21 protein-coding genes and 2 tRNA genes are annotated in these 22,171 nt (G+C 72.1%); 6 read left to right on the top strand and 17 right to left on the bottom strand.

Annotation, left to right across the window (positions count from 1 at the left end):
- Positions 1 to 131 precede the first annotated feature (131 nt).
- Positions 132 to 1,583, bottom strand: a complete 1,452-nt coding sequence (locus ACZ4VL_RS32900) for a catalase (protein ID WP_468207395.1) — start codon at positions 1,581 to 1,583, stop codon at positions 132 to 134.
- 164 nt (positions 1,584 to 1,747) lie between these two features.
- On the opposite strand from ACZ4VL_RS32900, the gene ACZ4VL_RS32895 reads away from it, so the two are divergent.
- Positions 1,748 to 2,164 carry a Fur family transcriptional regulator gene (locus ACZ4VL_RS32895; protein ID WP_438311721.1) on the top strand — a complete coding sequence of 139 codons (417 nt, stop codon included), beginning with the start codon at positions 1,748 to 1,750 and terminating at the stop codon, positions 2,162 to 2,164.
- Between the two features lie 146 nt (positions 2,165 to 2,310).
- Here the strand turns inward: ACZ4VL_RS32895 and ACZ4VL_RS32890 are convergent.
- From ACZ4VL_RS32890 to ACZ4VL_RS32875, 4 genes are all read right to left on the bottom strand, one after another.
- A tRNA-Met gene (locus tag ACZ4VL_RS32890) sits at positions 2,311 to 2,384 on the bottom strand.
- Positions 2,385 to 2,455: 71 nt separating this feature from the next.
- A complete protein-coding gene (locus tag ACZ4VL_RS32885; protein ID WP_468207392.1) occupies positions 2,456 to 4,315 on the bottom strand; it encodes a tetratricopeptide repeat protein in 1,860 nt (619 codons plus the stop codon).
- Positions 4,316 to 4,517: 202 nt separating this feature from the next.
- Positions 4,518 to 4,591, bottom strand: a tRNA-Met gene (locus ACZ4VL_RS32880).
- Between the two features lie 47 nt (positions 4,592 to 4,638).
- A complete protein-coding gene (locus ACZ4VL_RS32875) occupies positions 4,639 to 7,512 on the bottom strand; it encodes a UPF0182 family membrane protein (protein ID WP_468207398.1) in 2,874 nt (957 codons plus the stop codon).
- Between the two features lie 134 nt (positions 7,513 to 7,646).
- Between ACZ4VL_RS32875 and ACZ4VL_RS32870 the strand changes: the two genes are divergently transcribed.
- Positions 7,647 to 8,216, top strand: a complete 570-nt coding sequence (locus tag ACZ4VL_RS32870; protein ID WP_468207389.1) for a PPA1309 family protein — start codon at positions 7,647 to 7,649, stop codon at positions 8,214 to 8,216.
- Positions 8,217 to 8,252: 36 nt separating this feature from the next.
- On the opposite strand, the gene ACZ4VL_RS32865 is transcribed toward ACZ4VL_RS32870, so the two are convergent.
- The 4 genes from ACZ4VL_RS32865 to ACZ4VL_RS32850 all read right to left on the bottom strand — a co-directional run bounded on the left by ACZ4VL_RS32865 (position 8,253) and on the right by ACZ4VL_RS32850 (position 11,538).
- Positions 8,253 to 9,341, bottom strand: coding sequence for a YlbL family protein (locus ACZ4VL_RS32865; RefSeq protein WP_468207387.1), 1,089 nt, complete (start codon positions 9,339 to 9,341; stop codon positions 8,253 to 8,255).
- Positions 9,342 to 9,443: 102 nt separating this feature from the next.
- The gene (locus ACZ4VL_RS32860; protein ID WP_468207384.1) at positions 9,444 to 9,641 is read right to left on the bottom strand and encodes a hypothetical protein; all 198 of its coding nucleotides are present in this window, start codon (positions 9,639 to 9,641) and stop codon (positions 9,444 to 9,446) included.
- 148 nt (positions 9,642 to 9,789) lie between these two features.
- Positions 9,790 to 10,251, bottom strand: coding sequence for a molybdenum cofactor biosynthesis protein MoaE (locus ACZ4VL_RS32855; protein WP_468207382.1), 462 nt, complete (start codon positions 10,249 to 10,251; stop codon positions 9,790 to 9,792).
- A gap of 117 nt (positions 10,252 to 10,368) precedes the next feature.
- Complete coding sequence (locus ACZ4VL_RS32850) at positions 10,369 to 11,538, bottom strand: SDR family oxidoreductase (protein ID WP_468207380.1); 1,170 nt, start codon at positions 11,536 to 11,538, stop codon at positions 10,369 to 10,371.
- Positions 11,539 to 11,732: 194 nt separating this feature from the next.
- Here ACZ4VL_RS32850 and ACZ4VL_RS32845 point away from each other — a divergent pair, with 194 nt between their 5' ends.
- A complete protein-coding gene (locus ACZ4VL_RS32845; protein WP_468207377.1) occupies positions 11,733 to 13,166 on the top strand; it encodes a zinc-dependent metalloprotease in 1,434 nt (477 codons plus the stop codon).
- Positions 13,163 to 13,699 carry an NUDIX hydrolase gene (locus ACZ4VL_RS32840; protein WP_468207375.1) on the top strand — a complete coding sequence of 179 codons (537 nt, stop codon included), beginning with the start codon at positions 13,163 to 13,165 and terminating at the stop codon, positions 13,697 to 13,699. The genes ACZ4VL_RS32845 and ACZ4VL_RS32840 overlap by 4 nt, the downstream gene beginning before the upstream one ends.
- Positions 13,700 to 13,803: 104 nt before the next feature.
- On the opposite strand, the gene ACZ4VL_RS32835 is transcribed toward ACZ4VL_RS32840, so the two are convergent.
- The 4 genes from ACZ4VL_RS32835 to ACZ4VL_RS32820 form a co-directional block, all read right to left on the bottom strand.
- Complete coding sequence (locus ACZ4VL_RS32835) at positions 13,804 to 14,559, bottom strand: AIM24 family protein (protein ID WP_361089135.1); 756 nt, start codon at positions 14,557 to 14,559, stop codon at positions 13,804 to 13,806.
- 17 nt (positions 14,560 to 14,576) lie between these two features.
- Positions 14,577 to 15,257 (bottom strand): AIM24 family protein, encoded by a 681-nt coding sequence (locus ACZ4VL_RS32830; protein ID WP_385849122.1) that lies wholly within the window; start codon positions 15,255 to 15,257, stop codon positions 14,577 to 14,579.
- 20 nt (positions 15,258 to 15,277) lie between these two features.
- Complete coding sequence (locus tag ACZ4VL_RS32825) at positions 15,278 to 16,981, bottom strand: TerD family protein (protein ID WP_468207372.1); 1,704 nt, start codon at positions 16,979 to 16,981, stop codon at positions 15,278 to 15,280.
- Positions 16,982 to 17,146: 165 nt separating this feature from the next.
- The gene (locus tag ACZ4VL_RS32820) at positions 17,147 to 17,797 is read right to left on the bottom strand and encodes a M48 metallopeptidase family protein (protein WP_468207369.1); all 651 of its coding nucleotides are present in this window, start codon (positions 17,795 to 17,797) and stop codon (positions 17,147 to 17,149) included.
- A gap of 139 nt (positions 17,798 to 17,936) precedes the next feature.
- On the opposite strand from ACZ4VL_RS32820, the gene ACZ4VL_RS32815 reads away from it, so the two are divergent.
- Positions 17,937 to 19,043, top strand: coding sequence for a ThiF family adenylyltransferase (locus ACZ4VL_RS32815; RefSeq protein WP_468207366.1), 1,107 nt, complete (start codon positions 17,937 to 17,939; stop codon positions 19,041 to 19,043).
- A gap of 150 nt (positions 19,044 to 19,193) precedes the next feature.
- A complete protein-coding gene (locus ACZ4VL_RS32810) occupies positions 19,194 to 20,522 on the top strand; it encodes an ABC1 kinase family protein (RefSeq protein WP_468207364.1) in 1,329 nt (442 codons plus the stop codon).
- Between the two features lie 31 nt (positions 20,523 to 20,553).
- Here the strand turns inward: ACZ4VL_RS32810 and ACZ4VL_RS32805 are convergent, their stop codons facing one another.
- From ACZ4VL_RS32805 to ACZ4VL_RS32790, 4 genes are all read right to left on the bottom strand, one after another.
- Positions 20,554 to 20,760 carry a hypothetical protein gene (locus ACZ4VL_RS32805; protein WP_385849120.1) on the bottom strand — a complete coding sequence of 69 codons (207 nt, stop codon included), beginning with the start codon at positions 20,758 to 20,760 and terminating at the stop codon, positions 20,554 to 20,556.
- A gap of 122 nt (positions 20,761 to 20,882) precedes the next feature.
- Positions 20,883 to 21,212, bottom strand: a complete 330-nt coding sequence (locus tag ACZ4VL_RS32800) for a hypothetical protein (protein WP_361089147.1) — start codon at positions 21,210 to 21,212, stop codon at positions 20,883 to 20,885.
- Positions 21,209 to 21,580, bottom strand: coding sequence for a WhiB family transcriptional regulator (locus ACZ4VL_RS32795; protein WP_361089149.1), 372 nt, complete (start codon positions 21,578 to 21,580; stop codon positions 21,209 to 21,211). Before ACZ4VL_RS32795 ends, ACZ4VL_RS32800 begins: the two co-directional genes overlap by 4 nt.
- Positions 21,581 to 21,764: 184 nt before the next feature.
- Entirely contained in the window at positions 21,765 to 22,100 is a 336-nt protein-coding gene (locus tag ACZ4VL_RS32790) for a hypothetical protein (RefSeq protein ID WP_468207360.1), read from the bottom strand.
- Positions 22,101 to 22,171: the final 71 nt, after the last annotated feature.

The raw sequence follows: 22,171 nt of genomic DNA, 5'->3' as shown, positions 1-22,171 counted from the left end.
CGCTTCCCCCCCCCTCCCCCTCCCTCTCCTTCTCCCCCCCCCCCCCCCCCCCCCCCCCCCCCCCCCCCCCCCCCCCCCCCCCCCCCCCCCCCCCCCCCCCCCCCCCCGCCTCCCTACGGCAAACGGTCGGTTCAGCCGCGCAGGGCCTGGACCGCGACCTCCAGCCGCTTGCCGAAGTCGCCGTCCGCCCGACGGAAGTTGTCGATCGCACGCTCGGCGATGTCGTCACGGGAGACCTTGGCGATGAAGCCGGCCAGGTTCTCGACGAGACGGCCCTTCTCATCCTCGGACATCAGACGGTAGAGGTTGCCGGCCTGGACGAAGTCGTCGTCCTCGGAGTGGGCCGGGGCGGCGTGGTCCCCGGTGACCCCGGCGACCGGGATCGGCTGCCACAGCGGCCGGTCGATCTGGTGCGGGCCGCCGAAGGAGTTGGGCTCGTAGTTCTTCGCGCCCTTGTGGCGGCCGTCGTAGAGGAAGCCGTCACGGGAGTTGGTGCGCGCCTCGGTGGCGTGCGGGCGGTTCACCGGCAGGTGGTCGGCGTTGATGCCGACGCGGTAGCGGTGGGCGTCGCCGTAGGCGAAGAGGCGGCCCTGGAGCATCTTGTCCGGGGAGGGGCCGATGCCGGGCACGAAGTGGGCCGGGCTGAAGATGCTCTGCTCGACCTCGGCGAAGACGTTCTCCGGGTTGCGGTTGAGCTCCAGCTTGCCGATCTCGACCGGCGGGTAGTCCTCGTGCGGCCACACCTTGGTGAGGTCGAACGGGTTGAAGCGGTAGGTGGCCGCGTCCGCCGCCGGCATGATCTGGACCTGGACGGTCCAGGTCGGGAACTCGCCGCGCTCGATGGCCTCGCGCAGGTCGCGCTGGTGGGAGTCCGGGTCCTCACCGGCCAGCTTGTTGGCCTCGGCCTGGGTGAGGTTCTCGATCCCCTGGTCGGTCTTGAAGTGGTACTTGACCCAGAAGACCTCGCCGGCCTCGTTGTTCCACTGGAAGGTGTGCGAGCCGTAGCCGTTCATGTGGCGGTACGAGGCCGGGATGCCGCGGTCGCCGAACAGCCAGGTCACCTGGTGGGTGGACTCGGGGGACAGGCTCCAGAAGTCCCAGACGTTGTCCGCCTCGGTCGAGCCGGTGTACGGGTCGCGCTTCTGGGTGTGGATGAAGTCGGGGAACTTGATGGCGTCCTTGATGAAGAACACCGGGGTGTTGTTGCCGACGAGGTCGTAGTTGCCCTCTTCCGTGTAGAACTTCAGCGCCCAGCCGCGGGGGTCGCGCACGGCGTCGGCGGCGCCGAGGTTGCCGGCCACGGTCGAGAAGCGCAGGAAGACCTCGGTCTGCTTGCCGACCTCGGAAAGGAACGCGGCACGGGTGTAGTCCGTCACGTCGGCGGTGACGGTGAAGGTGCCGTAGGCGCCGGCGCCGCGGGCGTGCACCACGCGCTCCGGTATGCGCTCGCGGTTGAAGTGGGCGAGCTTCTCCAGCAGCAGCTGGTCCTGGACCAGGACCGGACCGCCGACGCCCGCCGTCTCGCTGTTCTGGTTGTCCGCGACCGGAGCCCCGGCCTCCGTGGTGAGCGGTCCCTGCGTCACGTGCGCCTCCTGCGTCATTGCTGCCGTGCCTGTCCCGGCCCGTTGCCTGTCCTTGGCCTTTGCCGTACTCGATCCTACGATGGACTTTGTCTAAGTCAAGTAAGCATCCAAGTCCGTACGGGCTCGGGAATTGCACCCGGTCCCCCGCTGTTAGGCTGGTGTCCATGAGTGACCTGCTGGAACGACTTCGCGACCGCGGATGGCGCATGACCGCACAGCGGCGCGTCGTGGCCGAGGTGCTCGACGGCGACCACGTCCACCTCACGGCGGACGAGGTGCACGCGCGCGCGGTGGACAAGCTGCCCGAGATCTCCCGGGCGACGGTCTACAACACGCTCGGTGAGCTCGTGACCCTCGGCGAGGTCCTGGAGGTTTCCACGGACCGGCGCGCAAAGCGCTATGACCCGAACGCCCACAAACCGCACCAGCACCTGGTGTGCGCGCAGTGCGGGGCGATCCGGGACGTACATCCGGCGGGCAACCCGCTGGCCGACCTGCCGGACGCGGAGCGGTTCGGCTTTGTGGTGTCGGCGGTCGAGGTGACCTACCGCGGGGTGTGCCCGGAGTGCGCGGGCGCCTGAGGGCGACGACATCGGACGGCGTCAGAGGACTACGGGAGGGCCCGGGAGCGATGCTCCCGGGCCCTCCTTCGTGTCTCGCGTCTCGGATCCGGCGTCCGGAAACGCCGAAGGCCCGGATCCTTGAGGATCCGGGCCTTCGGTTTCAGTAGCGGGGACAGGATTTGAACCTGCGACCTCTGGGTTATGAGCCCAGCGAGCTACCGAGCTGCTCCACCCCGCGTCGGTAAACACGACTTTACGCGAGGCCGCCCGGCAGATGCAAATCGCTTAACGGACGGGGCACGGGCCGGGTCACACGGACAGTTCCTCGGCGAGCGCGTCGCGCAGCCGGGCGGCCCGCTCCGCGACCTCGGCGGGCCCCAGCTCGATCGCGCGCACGCACCACTTCTGCCCCTCGGCCAGGTCCCCGTGCCGGGCGGCGAGCAGCCCCAGCCGCAGCGCGGCGCGGCCGTGCCCGGCCACGGCCGCGCGGGTCCACCACAGGGCGGCCTCCGGCTCGTTGCCCTCGCGCGCGAGCAGCAGCCCGAGGTTGAACGCGCCGTTGCGGGAGCCGGCCTCCGCCGCCTCCCGGTACCAGCTCGCCGCCACGGTCATGTCGCCGCGGGCGGCGGCGAGCATCCCGACGCGCACCTGCGCGCGGCGGTGGCCCAGCTCGGCGGCCCGCTCGTACCACTCCTCGCTCTCGGTGCGCGCGGTGCCGCCGAGGGGCTCACCCAGGGCCGGCGGCTCCGGCGGCGGGGCCAGCGACTCCAGCAGCGCGGCCAGCCGGAACGCCGCCTCCGCGCTGCCGCCGCCGGCCGCGCAGCGCAGGTGCCGCTCGGCGGCCCGCTCCTCGCCGTCGCGCACCAGGGCGATGCCGACCTGGAGGGCGGCGTCGGTGTGGCCGGCCGAGGCCGCCCGCTCGTACCACTTCAGCGCCGTGCGGTCGTCGTCGCGGCTGGCGAAGAGGATGCCGAGGTTGAACGCGGCGTCCACGCTGCCCGCCTCGGCCGCCTTGGAGAACCACGGCTCGGCCCCGGCCGCGTCGCCGACCTGGAGCAGCATGATGGCGAGGGCGTTGGCCGCCTCGCGGTGGCCGGCGTAGGCCGCCCGCCGGTAGAACTGCTCGGCCTGCGCGGTCCGGTCCTGCGCGGCGCAGAGCAGGGCGAGGTTGTACGCGCCGTTCTGGTCGCCGGCGTCCATGGCGACCCGGTACCACTTCTCCGCGGTCCCGGTCTCCCCGCGCGCGGCGTGCAGGGCGCCGAGCGCGTTCGCGGCGTTGCCGTCGCCGTCCTGCGCGGCCCGGTTCCACCAGGCGATCGCGCTCTCCTCGTCCCCGGCGTCGCGCAGCAGGAAGCCGAGGGCGCAGGCGGCCCGCGCCTCGCCCTGCTTGGCGGAGGTCAGGTACCAGCGCCCGGCCTCCTTGAGCTCGCCGCGGGCCTCCAGCAGCGTGCCCAGGTGCAGGGCGGCGCGCCGGTGGCTGCGGGCGGCGGCCTGCCGGTACCACTGCTCGGCCTCGGCGGGGTCGCCCTTGCGCAGGTGGCGGGCCAGGCGGTAGGCGGCCTCGCGGTGGCCCTGCTCGGCGGCCTGCCGCAGCCAGCGCTCGATGCCCTTGTCGCCGCGGTGCTCCAGGAGGTCGGCCAGGGCGTACGCGCCCAGCGCGTGGCCGGATTCCGCCGCCTGCCGGAACCAGTACTCGGCGGCGGGCTCGTCCCCGCGCTCGCGGAAGTGGCGGCCCAGGGCGTGGGCCGCGGGGGCGGATCCGGCGACGGCGGCGACCCGCCACCAGTCGGCGGCCTCGTCGGGGTAGCCCCGCTGGAGCAGCAGTACGCCCAGGTTGTTGGCGGCGGCGCGGTCCCCCTCCGCGGTGGCGCCGCGCAGGTACGGCTCGGCCCCGTCCAGGTCGCCGCGGCGCAGCAGCAGGGCCCCGAGGACGCTCATCGCTCCGGGGTCGCCGCGGTCGGCCGCGACCCGGTGCCGCGCCTCCAGCTCGGTGTCGCTGGCCGCGTCGGCCTCGGCGAACATTTCCTCCGCGAAACCCGCATCGGTCAGTGGGGTCTGCGCGTTAACGGCCTGAGCCTCCTCTTCGACTGCTGCATCCGACCCTGCTCCGGCCGCCCTCACAAACCGCCCTGTCTCCAGCAGAGTTGACCTGTCCCCCATATATCCCATCGTCGCATCACCTGCTACCCGCGTACACCTGGTATGTCGCAGCCTGTGAGGTCACTTCAGCGTTTTGTCGACATGCCCACAGAGAGACAAGTCAAACACGCTCCCACCCCAACTCACCCGCCCCAGCTACCTCATGCCCCCCACGTGTCCATTCCGGACATGACGAAGGCCCGGATCCAAGGATCCGGGCCTTCGTTTTCAGTAGCGGGGACAGGATTTGAACCTGCGACCTCTGGGTTATGAGCCCAGCGAGCTACCGAGCTGCTCCACCCCGCGTCGGTGAGACCACAGTATCACGACGCGGGACCGAGCCATTACCGGTTTCAGCCCGCGGGCTTCGGGGCCGACTGCTTCGCCTCCGCGTCGATCGCCCGCTTCAGCGCCGCCTGCAGATCGCTCTGCGCCTTGCCGTAGGCCGCCCAGTCGCCGGCCTTCATCGCCTTGTCGGCTTCCTCGACGGCCTTCTGCGCGTCCGCCAGGGCCGCCTTGACCGTCGGGTCCTGGGCGGTCGGCGGCGTGACGGTCCCCTCGCCCGGCGGCGGGTTCACGGGCGTCGTCGGCGCCTCGGCCCCGAAGACCACGTTCAGCGCCTTGTCCAGGGTGTCCTCGAAGGCGGTCTGGCCGCCGTAGGTCACCAGCACCTTGCGCAGCAGCGGGTACTTCAGGCCGGCACTGCGCACGTACACCGGCTCCACGTACAGCATCCCGCCCTCGAGCGGCACCGCGAGCAGGTTGCCGTACTCGACCTCGGAGTCGCCGCCGCGCAGCAGCCGGATCGACTCGGCGATCTTCGGCTCCGACTGGAACTTGCTCTGCACCTGCTTCGGGCCGTCGACCGGCTTGCTGGTCGGCAGCTTCAGGATGCGGATCTTGCCGTAGTCCGGGGTGCCCGGGTCGGCGTTGACCGCCATGAAGGCGCTGAGGTTGTCCCGCTCGTTCGGCGTGAACGTCGTCGTGAGCGAGAAGACCTGGTCCTTCTCCGTCTGGCCCGGCATCTTCATCGACAGGTAGTACGGCGGAACCGCCGTGCCGGCCTTGGTCGTCGGGTCGTCCGGGACGGCCCAGGCCTCGCTGCCGCTGAGGAAGGTCTGCGGGTCGGTGACGTGGTAGCGGGTCAGCAGCTCGCGCTGGACCTTGAACAGGTCCTGCGGGTAGCGCAGGTGGTCCATGAGCGGCTTGGAGATCTCGCTCTTGGCCTTGACCGTGCCGGGGAACGCCTTCATCCAGGTCTTCAGGACCGGGTCCTCGGAGTCCCACTGGTAGAGGCTGACCGTGCCGTCATAGGCGTCGACGGTGGCCTTCACCGAGTTGCGGATGTAGTTGACCTGGTTCTCCTGGGCGACCACCGCGCGCTGGCTGTTGGTCAGCGAGTCCGCGGTGCTCTGGCCCAGCGTGGTGCGCGAGGCGTACGGGTAGCCGTTGGTGGTCGTGTACGCGTCGACGATCCACTTGACGCGGCCGTCGATGACAGCCGGGTACGGGGCGCCGTCGATCGTCAGCCACGGGGCGACGGCCTCGACGCGCTCCTTGGGCGTGCGGTTGTAGAGGATCCGCGAGCCCTCGCCGATGGCACCCGAGTAGAGGATCTGCGGCTCGCTGAAGGCCAGCGCGTAAGCGGCGCGGTTCACCGGGTTGTCGAGGCTGACGCCGGAGTCGCCCTGGTAGCTGGTCTCCTTCTCGCCCTTGTCGTCCGAGTAGTCGAGCTCCTTCTGCGGCCCGCCGACGATCGAGTACTGCGTCGTCCGCTCGCCGTAGTAGATGCGCTGCTCGAAGTCCGTGCCGAACATCCCCTTGGAGGGGAGGTCGGACTGGGTGAAGTCGGGGGCGCCCTGGCTGTCGACGCTGGTGCCCTTGGCCGCGACCACGCCGTAGCCGTGCGTGTACTTGAAGTGGTCGTTGATCCAGTTGTTCTTCGGGATGCCGCTGATGTTCAGCTCGCGCAGGCCGATGACGGTGTCCTGGGCGCTGTACCGGTCCACGGCCAGCGTGGACGGGAAGGCGTAGTAGCCCTTGACCTGCTGGAGCTGCTGGAAGGCCGGGGAGACGATGTTCGGGTCGAGGATGCGGATGCTGGCGGTGGTGCCGGCTGCCTGACGCAACTTGGCCTTGTCGTCGGTCTGCGGGACGCCCGGGTAGTCCTTCACGTCGGACCCGTCGATCCCGTAGGCGTCCCGGGTGGCCTTGATGTTCTTCTCGACGTACGGCGCTTCCTTGGCCTGCTCATTGGGCTGGACCTGGAACTTCTGCACGATCGCCGGGTACAGCCCGCCGATCAGGATCGCCGAGAGCACCATCAGGCCGAAGCCGATCACCGGCAGCTGCCAGGTGCGCCGCCACAGCGTCGCGAAGAAGAGCGCGGCGCAGATCGCCGCGATGGCGACGAGGATCGTCTTGGCCGGCAGGTACGCGTTCGCGTCGACGTACCGCAGGCCCGTCCAGTTGTCGGCGGCCTTGAAGTCGCTGGACTTCACGGCCAGGCCGTACCGGTCGAGCCAGTACGCGACGGCCTTCAGCGTGACGAAGAGGCCCAGCAGCACGGACAGGTGCCCGGTCGCCGCGGCAGTGGCCCGGGCGCCCGGGCTGGTCACGCGCAGGCCGCCGTACAGGTAGTGGACGACGACGGCGGCGATCACCGACAGGATGACGGCGGCGAAGCCGAAGCCGAGCAGGAAGCGGTACCAGGGCAGGTCGAACGTGTAGAAGGACACGTCCAGCTTGAACTGGGGGTCCTTCCGGCCGAAGGGCACCCCGTTCACGTACATCAGCCAGGTCTTCCACTGGCCGGCCGCCGAGGCGCCCGCGATCATGCCGACGAGCGCGGCGATGCCCAGCAGCAGCCACTTCTTGTACGGCGCGATGCTCATCCGGTAGCGGTCGAGGCTCTGCTGCTCCATCGACATCGCGCTGAGCGGCGGCCGGAGCCGGTGGGCCAGCCAGATGTTCAGCCCGACCGCAGCCGCCATGAGCAGGCCGAAGACGGCGAACAGGCCGACCCGGGTCCACAGGGTGGTGGTGAAGACGGTGGAGTACTTCACGGAGCGGAACCAGAGCCAGTCCGTCCAGAAGCCCGCGAACATGACGAACGCCATGCCCAGGACGGCCAGCACGCCCAAGGTCATCAGGAGAGTGCGGGATCGCCGGGAGGGGCGGCCGACTCTCATCCGTGGCCCCGAGGGGCCTGAGCCGCGGTCCGGCATCTGGAAAGCCAAGGTGCGCACCTCGAAAGCTGAGTCTGGTTACGTTTCACGAGCTGGGCCCCGATCGTAGGGCCCACTCTTGAAACTTACTGAGGCTTTGCCCAGTTCCCGTAGCCGGGTGGAAACGAGGCAGGATGTTGTCCATGTCCAACGTTTCGCCTTCCCCCGGCACCCCCATGGCGGCCAGCCCGCTGACCCGCGCCTGCCTCGAGATCGACGAGTACGCCGCCAGCCTCGGCTGGGACCGGCCGGCCCGGCTGTTCGCCCTGGTCGACACGGCCCGACTGCGCCGGCAGGAGCCCCGCCTCGCCCGGCAGCTCGGCGTCGACACCGACGACGCCGGCCGGTCCTCCCTGACACCGATCGAGCAGGACGAGCTGCCCGCCGGAACCGCCCTCGACAAGTTCCTGGGCACCGTCGCCTGGCCCGACGCGGTCGTCGGCTGTGCCCTGACCGTGGAGCGGCTGATGCTGCCGCCGTCCGCGGAGGCCTCCGTACCCGAGGGGCTCAGCGAGAAGCAGCTCGCGAAGTGGGTCGCCGGGCACCCCGAGCGCCAGGAGGTGCGCCTGACGGTGGCCGTGCTGCGCGACGGGTCGCGCGAGTCGGCGGTACGCCTGCGCGAGAAGGACTCCTCCAGCGAGGTCCTCACCGGCGCGAGCCTGGTGCCGGGGCTCGCCGACGCGCTCGCCGCGACCTTCGAGTAGGACCCGGCGGCGCACCACCCGGGGCGGGGCGGACGGTCAGGGCTTGCCGCACAGCGGCAGCCCGGCCGTGTCCCCCTTGCCGATCTTCTCCAGCGCCTGGCGGGCGTCGCCGATGGTGCCGACCTTGATCAGGGTCAGGCCGTCCGGGATGTTCTTCACGGCCGAGGCGCAGTTCTCGGCGGGGGTCAGGAAGTACTCGGCACCGGCCTTGCGGGCGCCGATGGTCTTCATCTGGATGCCGCCGATGGGGCCGACCTTGCCGGTGTCGTCGATGGTGCCGGTGCCCGCGACGAACTTCCCGCCGGTCAGGTCGCCCGGGGTGAGCTTGTCGACGATGCCGAGCGAGAACATCAGGCCCGCGCTCGGGCCGCCGACGTCGGCGAGCCGGATGTCGATGGGGAACGGGAAGGTGTGGGCGGTGCCGGCCCGGATGCCGACGACGGCGTGCCCGTCGCCCTCCGCCTTCGCCGAGGTGATCGTCACCTTGGTCCCGGCGGCCGGCTCGCGGTGCGCCTTCTGGGCCTCGGCCGCCTCGGCGGCGGGCACGATCGTGAACTCGACCGGCTCGCCGGCCTTGTGCTTGGTGACGAGTTTCGCGACGTCCCCGGGGGCGCCGACGGGGCTGCCGTCGACCGTCTGGACCACGTCACCGGCGTGCAGCTTGCCCTCGGAGGGGCTGCCCTTGACCACGGACGCGACCACGACGCGGGTGGGGATGTCGATGCCCAGCTGCTTCAGGGCCGCCACCTTGGCGCTCTCCTGGGACTGGCTGAACTCCTCGGCGTTCTCCTGCGTCGACTGCTCCTCGGTCTTCCCGTCGGGGTAGAGCGTCTCGTGCGGGACGACGATGTTGTCGCCGGACAGCCAGCCGTAGACCGCTTCGAGCAGGTTCATGTCGTAGTCCGCGCCCGTGACGCGGACGGTCGTCATGTTCAGGTGCCCGGTGGTCGGGTACGTGGTGTGCTCGCCGATGCTGATGACGGACTCGCCGCGGTTTTCGCCGAGCGTGTTCCAGGTCGGACCCGGGCTCATCTCCGAGTACGGGACCTTGATGAAGACCCCCGCGCAGAGCAGCCCGAACAGCATGAGGGTGGCGGCGAGCATCGTCGCGGTGCGGCGTGGCATGGGATCGACAGTACGGGACGGGCCTGGCGGACGGCCGCCGGGGCCGGTCCGCGGGGGCCGTACGGCCCGCTGCGGGGAGGTTCCGCGGGACGCCGGGAAGCGTCAGACCGGGTCGGAACCGGAGTGTGCCGCCGCTTTCACCCTGCTCGGTTCGGCTTTGTCCATGGCCTCGCGGAATCGCGCGTATCCCGCGAGCTCGGATATGTCGCCCTGGGTGCGGTCGCGGGCGGCCCAGCCGCCCCATATCGCCGCCCCGATCGCGGCGAACAGCGGAATCAGCAACCACGCCAGTGACGCCATGGACGTGCCTCCCAGCCCCGTAGAAAGGTGCGTGTCGTTGTGGCTTCAACGCTCCTGCCCATGGGGGGGTTACGCAAATCGAGGGCGTGTTGCGCGGCCGAACGGGTGGGACAGTACTCCCCCGCACCGACAGCGCCGCGGCCGGGGGTCAGCAGGCGCCGACCCACTCCTCGGTGCCGTCCGAGAACTTCTGGTGCTTCCAGATCGGCACCTCGTGCTTCAGGTCGTCGATCAGCATCCGGCAGGCCTCGAAGGCCTCGCCGCGGTGCGGGCAGGACACCGCCACGACCACCGCCACGTCGCCGACGGCCAGGTCGCCGATGCGGTGCACGGCCGCCAGGGCCCGTACCGGGTACTTCTCCACCACGCGCTCGGCTATGCGGCGCATCTCCGCCTCGGCCGTCGGGTGGCAGGAGTAGCCGAGCGTGTCGACGTCGGCGCCGCCGTCGTGGTTGCGCACCGTGCCGACGAAGAGCGTCGTGCCTCCCGTCGCGTCGTCGCCGACGGCCCTGAAGACCTCGTCGAGCGAGAGCGGCGTCTCGCGGATCGCGAGCAGCCGGATCGGGTCCGGTGCGGCCTGCTCGCCGGGGTGGTCGAAGTGCGCTGCCATGCAGCCATCGTGCACCACCGTTCTCCCCTCGCGGTAGAGCCGGTTCGACCGGCTGTACGGGGCGGGGATATGGAGCCTCCTACAGGATCCGCGGCCGCGGTGGTTCCGCGGCCCCCCTCAGATGCCGCGCCGCCTGCGGGCCCGGCGGACCACCGCGGCGGCGCCCAGCAGCGCGACCGTCGCACCCGCGGCGCCCGCGGCGGTGGCGTCCTTGCGGCCCAGCCTGCGGCCCGCGACCGTGTGCCGGCCCGAGACCTCCTGGAGCAGCTCGGCCAGCACCTCCTCGTTGGTCCAGCGCGGCCGCCAGCCCGCCGCGTGCAGGCCGCTGACGCTGACCACCCACGGGTACATGGTGTACGCGAGGTCGCCCGCCGGGGACGGGGTCAGGCCGATCCGGTGCAGCCGGGCCGCCGCGCCCAAGGCCACCGCGGAGGGCAGCTCCATGCGGCGGATGCCGCTCAGCTCCTCGACCTCCTCCTGCTCCAGCCAGCCCTCGCAGCCCACCGCCAGCTCGCCCTCGACCTTCTCCAGGGCGGCGTACTCCAGTGCGCTGACCAGGTCCTCGACGTGGCAGAACTGCCAGGTGGGACGGGATCCGGCGACCACGAGCAGGCGCGGGGACTCGAAGTAGCGGGTCAGCGCCGTGTCCGTGCCGCCGACCAGCACGGCCGGGCGGACCACGGTCACGTTCAGTCCCGGGTGGGCGCGCGGCGCCCGGCGGCCCAGCCGCTCGATCTCCAGCAGGTCGCCGACGCCGGTGGCCTCGGCGGTGGCCCGCAGCTCGGAGTCCTCGGACAGCGGGATGTCGTTGTCCGGCAGGGCCCCGTACACCATCGCCGAGGTGCACAGCACGACCCGGCGCACCCCGGCCGCGGCGGCGGCCGTCAGGACGGTCTGGGTCCCCCGCACGTTGTACGCCGTACGGGCTGCGGGGTCGGTCTCGAGGTCGAGGTCCAGCGCGAGGTGGACCACCACGTCCGCGCCGCGCAGCTTCTCCGCGATGGCGGGGTCCCGTACGTCCAGGACGTGCCACTGGGCGGCGGCGCAGTCGCCGCGCCGCTCGTCGATCGCGACGACCTGCTTGACCTCGTCCGATGCGGCCAGGCGCTGCACGAGCGCCGCGCCGACACCGGACGCGGCACCGGTGACGGCGATCACGGGGCTGGGCCGGCGCACGGCGGCCTGGTTACGCGGCTGGCGAACGCCCTCAGCGTGCTCAGGGCGGTCCTCGTCGTCGTGCGGCGCGCGGCCGTGCTTATCCGAAAACTGCGGATCCGGGGAACTCACCAGGCGTCTCCAGCGGTTGTCTTCAGTAGGGACGTGTCCGTGACGCGTACCCACCAGGTGATGTCCATCCTGCCGCAGCCCACGAGTCGGCGGAGCATCGAGCCCGGAACCGGGTCCGGTGTCTACGCTGGTTGGTGTTGTGGGACCACTTGCCCGCCGGCACCCGCCGGCGGCCCTACGAGCCGAGGAAACCCGTGAGCGACACCCCATTCGGATTCGGCCTTCCGCCGGAGGAGCCGGAGAACGGCGACGAGGGCAGGAAGAAGGGCGGCCAGGGCGGCCAGGGCGGCCCGAATCCGTTCGGGTTCGCCGGATTCGGCCTGCCCGGCGGCGCAGGCGACCAGGGCGGCGCGGACAACCCGTTCGCCGCGATGTTCGGCTCGATGAACCCCGGCGACCTCGGCGCGGCCTTCCAGCAGCTCGGCCAGATGCTCAGCTACGAGGGCGGTCCCGTGAACTGGGACATGGCCAAGGACGTCGCCCGCCGGACCGTCTCCCAGGGCACGCCGGACGGCGTGAAGGACACCAGCGTGGGCATCGCCGAGAAGTCCGCGGTGGAGGAGGCCATGCGGCTGGCCGACCACTGGCTGGACGACGTCACCTCGCTGCCCTCGGGTGCCACCACGGCCGTCGCCTGGAGCCGCGCCGAGTGGGTCGAGGCGACCCTCCCGGTGTGGAAGGACCTCGTCGACCCGGTCGCCGAGCGCGTCGGCGCGGCCATGGGCAGCGTCCTGCCCGAGGAGATGCAGGCCATGGCGGGCCCGCTGCTCGGCATGATGCGCTCCATGGGCGGGGCCATGTTCGGCCAGCAGATCGGGCAGGCCGTGGGCGTCCTGGCCGGCGAGGTCGTCGGCTCCACCGACATCGGCCTGCCGCTGGGCCCGGCGGGCAAGGCGGCGCTGCTGCCGCTGAACATCGAGGGCCTCGGCAAGGACCTCGGGGTCCCCTCGGAGGAGGTCCGGCTGTACCTGGCCCTGCGCGAGGCGGCCCACGCCCGGCTCTTCGCGCACGTGCCGTGGCTGCGCTCGCACCTGTTCGGCGCGGTCGAGGGCTACGCCCGCGGCATCAAGGTCGACACCTCGAAGCTGGAGGACGTGGTCGGCCAGATCGACCCGAGCAATCCGGAGCAGCTCCAGGAGGCGCTCCAGGGCGGCATGTTCCAGCCGCAGGACACGCCCGAGCAGAAGGCGGCCCTGGCCCGCCTGGAGACGGCGCTCGCACTGGTCGAGGGCTGGGTGGACGCGGTCGTGCACGCGGCGGCCAAGCCCCGGCTGACCTCGGCGGACGCCATGCGCGAGACCATGCGGCGGCGCCGTGCCTCGGGCGGCCCGGCGGAGCAGACCTTCGCGACCCTGATCGGGCTGGAGCTGCGCCCGCGCCGGCTGCGGGACGCCTCCCGGCTGTGGGCCTCGCTGACCGACGCGCGCGGTATGGAGGGCCGGGACGGGCTGTGGGCGCACCCGGACATGCTGCCGACGGCCTCGGACCTCGACGACCCGGACGGCTTCGTGCACCGCGAGCAGCTGGACTTCTCCGAGATCGACAAGATGCTCGGCGAGGCGGCGGAGCGCCGCGAGCAGGGCGGCCAGGGCGGTCAGGGCGACGGCGAGGGCGAGGGGAAGCAGTGAGCCTCCACGAAGACGCGGTCCTCGTCCTGAAGGAGTACGAGGGCCGGGACGAAGAGCAGCGCGCGCTGCGGGACGTCTACCTGGAACACCTCGCGGCGCACCCGGACGGGGTCTACAAGCCCTGCCGGGCGGGGCACGTCACGGGCAGCGCGCTGGTGGTCGACCCGGAGCGGGGCCGCGTGCTGCTGACGCTGCACAAGAAGCTCGGCATGTGGCTCCAGATGGGCGGTCACTGCGAGCCGGGCGACGTCACGCTGGCGGGGGCCGCGCTGCGCGAGGCCGTCGAGGAGTCCGGCATCGGCTCCGGGCTGGCGCTGCTGCCCGGCGGGCCGCTGCGGCTCGACCGGCATCCGATCCCGGCGCCGTGCAACTGGCACCTGGACGTGCAGTACGCGGCGCTGGCCCCGGCGGATGCGGTGGCGGAGATCAGCGAGGAGTCGCTGGACCTGCGCTGGTTCGCTTACGAGGAGGTGCCGGCGGTGGCCGACACCTCGGTCGTACGACTGGTGGAGGCGGTGCGGGCGCGCCTGTGACACCCGTACGGGCGACATGACACGAGGGGCGGCTCCCCGCGCGGTGCGCGAGGAGCCGCCCCTTTCCGTCCCGCTCGGTCCCGTCGGTCCCGTTCGATCCCGGGTCAGTTCCAGACGTTGTTCTGGTTCTGGGCGTGGGCGCCGTGCTGGCCCACGCCGAACTGGGCGGCGAGGCCCTGGCCGATCTGGGCGTTCTGCGGCGGCAGCACCTCGCTCGGCTGCACCAGGGCGAAGCCGGTGCCGAGGAAGCTGAGTTCCCAGCCCTCGCCGGTGTTGCCGCGGCGGCGCCAGACGCCGGTGGAGTGGGTCTGGGCCTGCATCTGCACGCGCAGCGAGGTGGACCAGGCGACGATGGCGTCGGCGTCCACGTTGACGTACTTGTCGGGCGTGACCTGCATCATCAGCGGCTGGCCGGAGGTCATGAGGGCGACCTTGCCGCGGCCGGTGATGTTGAGCTGGTACTTGCCGGATCCGGAGATCCCGTACTGGCTGTCCACGGCGATGACCTCGGCGTGCAGGCTGGAGTCCATGGCCAGGACGTAGCTGCTGTCGACGGTGAGGCCCTCGTGGTCGACGTCCACGACGTGCACGTACTGGGCCAGGTTGGCCAGGTAGACCGTGCCCTGCCCGGAGCAGCGCATCAGGTCGAGGCCCTCGCCGGTGCGGCTGCGGGCGCCGCGCTGGTTGCTGTTCTGGTACTCGCCGTCGAAGTCGACGATGCCCTGGTAGGCGACCATGGCGCCCTTGCGGGCGAGCACGTCGTCGGACCCGGCCAGGGTGACCCGCAGCAGCTGCGGGTTCTGGACGGCGTACCGCTCCTGGGACTGCTGCTCGGCGTAGCCGAAAAGTGAGCTCTGCATGTTCTGTCCGCTCCCCCTCAGCCCCGCGTCCGGAGCCGGTCGGTGCTGTCCTCGCTGGGCTGTACGACGACGATGCCCTGGCCGGAGAAGGCCATCTGGTAGGCCTCCCCGCTGCCCCGGCCGATCATCGACGAGGCCTTGAAGCTGCGCTTGCCCTTCACCTTGAGGTTCGGGGACCAGGCGACGAGCGCGTCCGGGTCGACGTACGTCTCGTCGTCGCCGCGGCCGCAGTCGACGACGATCGGGGTGCCGCGGGAAGTGATGGCGACCCAGCCGGTGCCGGCGATCTGCACGTTGAACAGGCCCTGTCCGGCGAACTTGGCCATGCCCTTGACCCGCTCGACGCCCCACTGGAGGTGGGCGTCGAAGGCGAGCAGGTTGGTGCCGTTGACGGAGAGGGCGTCGTTGTTGAGGTTGAGCACGACGACGTCCGCGCCGTAGTCGGCGAGGTAGAGCAGTCCGTCGCCGGTGCACTTCATCAGCGGGGCGCCCTCGCCGGTGAGCCACTGGGAGGCCATCTGGCGCATGGCCGGCGGGTTGGGCTCGTACTGGATGAACCCCTCGTAGGCCACCATCGATCCGGTGCGGGCGAAGAGGTCCTGGCCGCTCTGCATGGCGACCTTGAGCATGGCGCGGCCGTGGTTCTCCATGCGGGCCGTGACGGGGGTGGGGGCGTAGCCCGCGAGCTGCTGGTTCATTGCGTTCATGACGGGCTCCCTCAGACCTCGTACGGCTGGACGACGATGAAGTTGCCGGGGGCGCCGCGGAACTGGAGGTTCACGCTCTCCCCGCTGTGGCCGGGGTAGGCGTTGCGGCGCAGCCGGACCTGGCTGGAAACGATCACCTGGGAGGCCGCGGACCACGCGACGATGGCGTTGGCGTCCGCGAAGGTGGTCGGCGTGACGGGCAGGACGACGGGTGTGCCGTGCGTCTTGACCACCACCGTGCCGGTGCCGTGGAACTGCATGGTGAACAGGGCCCCGCCGGGGATTCCGTGGCCCTCGATGCGGCGCACCTCGTACTGGAGGGACTCGTCGAAGGCGAGGACGTTCTCGGAGGAGACGCACAGGGCGTCGCCCTGGAGCTCGACGGCGTGCAGGTGCGCGCCGTTCTCGGCGAGGAAGACCTGGCCGCGGCCGCTGCAGCGCATCAGCTGCATCTCCTGGCCGGTGGCGTTGCCGACGATGCGACCGGCGAAGCCGGCACCCTTGTAGCTGAAGTCGACCTTGCCCTGGTACAGGACCATGCTGCCCTGGCGGGCGAGGACGGGCTGGCCGCCCATGGCCAGGTCGACCCGCATGAGCTGCTGGTTCTGCGCGGTCCAGCGGGCGCCGGTGGGCACCTCCTTGTACGGCTGCAGGGCGGCGCCGAGGCCGGGTCCGGCCGCCGCGGGCACGGCGTGCGGGGCGGTCTGGCCGGACACCTGGCCGTACGGGGACGGCTGCTGGCCGGGAACCTGCCCGTAGGAGGGCTGCGGCTGGCCGTAGGGGGCGGGCGTCTGCCCGTAGCCGGGCTGCGGCTGCTGGCCGGGGACCTGGCCGTAAGAGGGCTGCGGGACCTGTCCGTAGGACGGGGGGCCGGGCTGCTGCGGCGGGTGGGGCGGCTGGCCGTACGGGGTTGCCGGGGGCTGGGGGGCCTGGGGGGCCGGCGGGGCGAGCGGCGCGACCATGGTGGGGGCCGAGTGGACCGGGGCGGGCGGGGCCGGCTGCTGGTACTGCGGGGCCGGGGCCTGGGGGGCCGGGGCCTGGGGGGCCTGGGGCGGCTGCGGGGCCTGGACCGGGGCGCCGAAGGACGGCGCGGGCGCGGCCGCCTGCGGCGGGGCGAAGGACGGCGCGGGCGCCGGGGCCTGCTGCGCGGGCTGGGCCGGGGCCTGCTGCGCGGGCTGCTCCTCCTCCTCGGCCACCTCGCCGCCGAAGTGCTTCAGCAGGGCGGCGAGCCCGCCGTCGAAGCCCTGGCCGACCGCGGCGAAGCGCCACACGTCCTTGAGGTAGAAGTCGCCGAGCATCAGCGCGCGCTCGGTGCTGAACTCCGCGCCGGTGAAGGAGTACCGGACGACCTCCTCGCCGCCGGCCACGATCCGGATGTAGCCGGGGCCGATCTGCGACATCTGGCCGTCGCCGTCGAGGGTGGCGGTGAAGGACAGCTTGTGGATGTGGGCCGGGACGCGGTCCAGCGTCACCCGGAAGGACTCGGTGTCACCGGCCTGCGCGCCGAGCTGCTGGACGGACTCCTCCGGCGACTTCGGCTGGTTGTAGAAGACGAAGTAGCGGTCGTCCGAGAGCCGCTCATGGGCGTCGAGCCCGAAGCAGCTGATGTCGAAGGCGAGTCCCGGCCCGGCGATCTGCACGCCCACGTACAGGTCCGTGCCCGCCGTCAGATCGCTGATCTTGGCCTTGTGACCGCGTTGGAATTCCCTGGCCATGCGTAAGACCGTCCCCCATCCCGACAGTGAAATGCGTGCCGCTCAGGCTAGCCGCATCCCACGACATCCGGCCAAGTCGGTACCGACCCGGTACATCTCGGTACCGACCCGGTACACGGCGCCGGTCCCGGGCGGACCAGGCGCGGACGGCGGACGCCCGCCGGGTCAGTCGCCGTCGCCGCGGGGCTCGGGGACCTTGGGCAGGCGCTCGGCCGCGGCCACGCCCTCCAGGTAGCCGCGGGCCCGCTCCGTGCGCGGGTAGGCCTCCAGCAGCGCCCAGAAGCGCGGGCCGTGGCCGGGGACCAGGAGGTGGGCCAGCTCGTGCAGCAGCACGTAGTCGACAACGTACTCGGGCATCCCCTGGAGGCGGTGCGAGAGCCGGATGCTGCCCTCGGCCGGGGTGCACGAGCCCCAGCGGGTGTTCTGGTTGGTGACCCAGCGGACCGAGCGGGGGCGGGCGCGGGCGCCGAGGTACTGCTCGGACAAACGGTCGGCGCGCTCGGCGAGTTCCGCGTCCCCGAGGGTGCGCTTGGTCTCCCGGGCGGCGAGCCGGTCGAGCATGACGCCCACCCAGCGCCGCTCCTCGGCCTCGGACATGCGGGCAGGGATGAGGACGACCGTGCGGTCGCCCTCGCGGTAGGCGGACACGGTCCTGCGGCGGCGCGCGCTCCGGCGGACTTCGACGGCGCGCTGCGTGGGGTCGGCGGACACGCCCAAGACCGTACCCGCTCGGCGCGGCCGGGGGAGCCCGGCTCCGGTGTTCGGACCTGATCCATTCGCAGCGGGTGCCGCATGCACCCCCCTTCTCCATCTCATATGCCCAATAGGTCGTGCCTGTGGACAAACTCGCGCGCCGGATGCGGCGGGCGGGCACTGTGGCGGGGACGGGACATCCGAGGGCGGGAAACCGAGGGCGGTCCGCGCAGGCGGTGCGCCGACGAGGAGGGGGAAGGCCGTGTATCCGAAGGTGAAGCCCGCGCTGGCCAGGGCGTGGCGCGATCTGCAGACGGTCCAGTTCGGGGTGACGCCGGCGCATGCGGTGGTGCTCGGCCCGGTGGACACGGCGACGGGGGCGCTGATCGACCGGATCGACGGGACCCGCGGCATGGACCTGCTCCGCACGGAGGGCGCGGCGATGGGTCTGCCCGACGGGCAGGTGGACGGGCTGGTGCGCCGGCTGGCCGCGGCCGGGCTGCTCGACGACGCCACGGCGGGAGGTCCCCGGGCCCAGGCGGTGCGCAGACGGCCGGAGACACTGGAGCGGCTGGGACCCGATCTGGGCTCGCTCTCGCTGGTGCGCCGCGAACCCGGCGGGGACCTGCGGGGGGTGGCGGCGCGGCGGGCGATACGGATCCAGGTGCGCGGCAGCGGCCGGGTGGGCGCACAGATCGCCGCAGTCCTGGCGGGGGCCGGCGTGGGCCGGGTGGAGGTGCTCGACGGAGGGCGGGTGGATCCGGCAGACGTGGCGCCGGGCGGGCTCGGGCCCGAGAGCGTCGGTCGGCTGCGGTCCGAAGCCGCCGCGGGGCTGGTGCGCGCTTCGGCTCCGGGGCGGGCACCGCGGGCGGCCGAGCGGGAGGGTCCGGAGACCGGGCCGGCCCTGGTGGTGGTGGCGCCGCGGGACGGTCTCGCCGCCTGGGCGCCGGACCCGGCCGTGGCGGCCGACTGGATCGCCTCCGGCGTCCCGCACTTGTACGCGGGGGTGCTGGAGGGCACCGGGATCGTCGGGCCGCTGGTGCTGCCGGGGGCCACGGCCTGCGCGGGCTGCATGGAGCGGGAACGGGTCGAGCAGGACCCGGCCTGGCCGCGGATGCTGGTGCAGTGGCGCTCGGCGCACCGTAGACGGGCGGCAGCGGCCTGCGATCTGGGGCTGTCCGCGGCGGTGGCCGGGCTGGCGGCCGCGCATGCGCTGTCGTTCGTCGACGGGGAGCTGCCGGCCTCGACCGCCTCCCGCTGGGAGGCCGCGCTGCCGGCGCTGCACTGGGAGCGCACCGGGGTCCGGCCGCACCCGGACTGCCCGTGCGCGGCGGTGGCACTGGCGGCGGAGGAGGAGGTGCGGCCATGAGGCGGGCCGGTTGCGGCCCCGGGCGGGGGCGGACGGTGCGCGCCGGACGGCGCGGAAGGGCCATGGCAGGATGCCTGGAGGCCGCAGGCACGGGGAGGGCACCCCTGAACCGCCGCTTGCGCCACGGCTGTCTGGGAATTGGAGGGGCGCATGTCTGATCTTCCCCGGAAGGCGGTCACCCGTACCGTCAAACTGGCCGCGCTGCCGCTGGGCATCGCGGGTCGGGCCACCTGGGGGCTGGGGAAGCGGATCGGGGGCAAGTCGGCGGAGATCGTGGCGCGTGAGATCCAGCAGCGCACCGCCGAGCAGCTGTTCCGCACGCTCGGCGAGTTGAAGGGCGGTGCCATGAAGTTCGGGCAGGCGCTCTCGGTCTTCGAGTCGGCCCTTCCCGAGGAGGTCGCCGGCCCGTACCGGGCGGCGCTGACCAAGCTTCAGGAGGCGGCTCCGCCGCTGCCCGCGCAGACGGTGCACCAGGTGCTGGCGGAGCGTCTGGGGGACGACTGGCGGGAGCTGTTCGAGGAGTTCGAGGACAAGCCGGCGGCGGCCGCCTCGATCGGGCAGGTGCACAAGGCGGTGTGGCACGACGGCCGGCAGGTGGCGGTCAAGGTCCAGTACCCGGGCGCCGGCGAGGCCCTGGTGTCGGACCTGCGGCAACTGGGCAGGTTCGCCGGGCTGCTGGGGCCGCTGGTCCCGGGCATGGAGCTCAAGCCGCTGATCCAGGAGATGCGCGACAGGGTCGTGGAGGAGCTGGACTACGAGCTGGAGGCCGAGGCGCAGCGCACCCATGCGGACGCGTTCGAGGGCGATCCGGACGTGGTGGTGCCGGACGTGGTGCACCAGGGCGACCAGGTACTGGTGACGGAGTGGCTGGAAGGGACCCCGCTGTCGGAGGTGATAGCCGACGGGACGCAGGAAGAGCGGGACCGTGCGGGGCAGTTGCTGGCCCGGTTCCTGTTCACGGGGCCGGCGCGGACCGGGCTGCTGCACGCGGATCCGCACCCGGGCAACTTCCGGCTGCTGACGGGGCCGGACGGCCGGACCCGACTGGGCGTACTGGACTTCGGCACGGTCGACCGGCTGCCCGGGGGCTGGCCCAAGGCCATCGGCACCTCGCTGCGGATGACGTTGGAGGACGATGCCGAGGGGATGTACGGGCACCTGTCGGCCGAGGGGTTCGTGAAGGAGTCCATCGAGCTGGACCCGCACGCGGTGTTGGACTACCTGAAGCCGATCATCGAGCCCATCGAGGCCGAGGAGTTCACCTTCACCCGGTCCTGGCTGCGCGGCCAGGCGTCGCGGATAGCCGATCCCCGCTCCCCCGCCCACCAGTTGGGCCGGCAGATCAACCTGCCGCCCGCGTACCTGCTGATCCACCGGGTGACGCTGAGCACGATCGGGGTGCTGTGCCAGCTGGGTGCGACGGTGCGGCTGCGCAGCGAACTGGAGTCCTGGCTGCCGGGGTTCGTACCGGCGGAGTGAGGTCGGGGGCGGGTCGAGGGCGGGTCGGGGGTCACCACCAGGAGGAGTCGAGGCGGCCCTCGATCGCCCGGAGGTTCTCCCGCGCGCAGTCCACGCAGAAGTACTGCCTGGTTCCGTTCTCCACGGAGCAGGTCCAGGTGGGCGGGGGGCCGTTCGGGGACCGTGTGCCGCAGCGCGCGCAGACGACGGGCTGGGCCTCGGGTCCCGACGGGTCGGGAGGGGGAGTCGGCTGGGCCACCTCACGACGATATCCCCGCGGGGAGGTCGAGGGGTCCGCAACGCACCGGGGGACCGGTCCGTTCGGACCGGCCCCCCGGTGTGCTGCCCGCGCCGCCGGGCGGCGGCGCGGGCGGGCCGTTCTCAGTGCATGACGGCCATGGCCAGGGCACGGCGGGCGCGCATGGAGACGCGCTCGGCGCGCCGCTGCATGCGGCGGGCGGCGACCAGGCGCAGGGCGCGACGCTCGGCGTCGGCCTCACGCATGCGGTCGTCCATATGCGCACGAGCCAGGGCTTCTGGGATGAGTTGCATTTCGCGGGTCCTGTTCTGACGCGAGGTGATCGCGCCGGTGGTGATGAAGTCTGCGGTGGCGGAGCCGTGCGGCTTCTCGCTCGTCGTGTGGGCGGTCATGGGGGCCTGCTTCAGGGGGTCGTGCGTCACGGGGCGGTCGATGGTTCCGATGGCGTTCATGCCGAGGCAACCGGGTTCTTGCGCGGGCGGCCACGGGGACGCTTGCGGGCGACGACCACACCCTGGACGAAGAGCTCGCCACCCCAGACGCCCCAGGGCTCGCGGCGCTCGAGCGCACCGGCGAGGCAGGCCTCGACCAGCGGGCAGGTGCGGCACAGGGACTTCGCGTACTCGACGTCGGCCGGGGCCTCGGCGAAGAAGACCTCGGGGTCGTAGGTACGGCAGGCGACGGGCACGCCGAGGTTCTCGATGGCGTCGTCGAGCGCGGTGAGCGCGGTGAGGGGAGTCAAGGCGGAGTCCTCCGGGACTGAGGGCGGGGAGATCGTCTGGGTCTGCGGTACGGACGGGGCGTGCTCTTCGAGTTGCACGGTGTGTTCTTCCTCGTCTTGTTCGGCTAGTCGTTCCGGCCGGGTTCGGCCGGGGGCGGCTGGTACCTGGTCTTGCCAGTCCCGTGGCTCCTTCTCGCCGTCGTCCCCGTTCGGGGACAAACAGAAGGGCCGCGGATCCCGGGTGGGGTTCCGCGGCCCTGAAGGCGCCGGCCTGATCATCGGATCAGGCTGGATCACTCCAGGGTTCGAGCCCGCGGAAGGCCCACATCAGGTGGTGCTGCTGCTTCGTCTGCTTCGTCTTGGATCCGGCACCGGCCGCGGAGGCAAATCCATAGGCCTGGGCCTGGGCTTCTGCCAGCACTGCCACCGGTGCCTGGGTCGGTCGCTCATTCCGCTCGCTCGCCAGCAGCGCGGCGGGCGCGGCCAGCAGGGCGCGGCTGTCGGCGGAAATCGCGAACAGACCGGTGCCCATGAGCGGGAGGAGCGAGGAGGAGCCGAGCGTGCAGGAAGCGGCGACCGAGCGATCGGTCATTTTGGTGGTGGTGATGAAGCTGGTCACTGGTCTCGCCTCCTCTCGGCGTCTCGGGGACGGGGCCCGAGGGCCTGTCCCATGTATTCGGATAAGTACAG

Source organism: Streptomyces sp. NPDC029014 (genome assembly GCF_055564695.1).
This window is presented reverse-complemented; position numbering and strand designations above follow the sequence as displayed.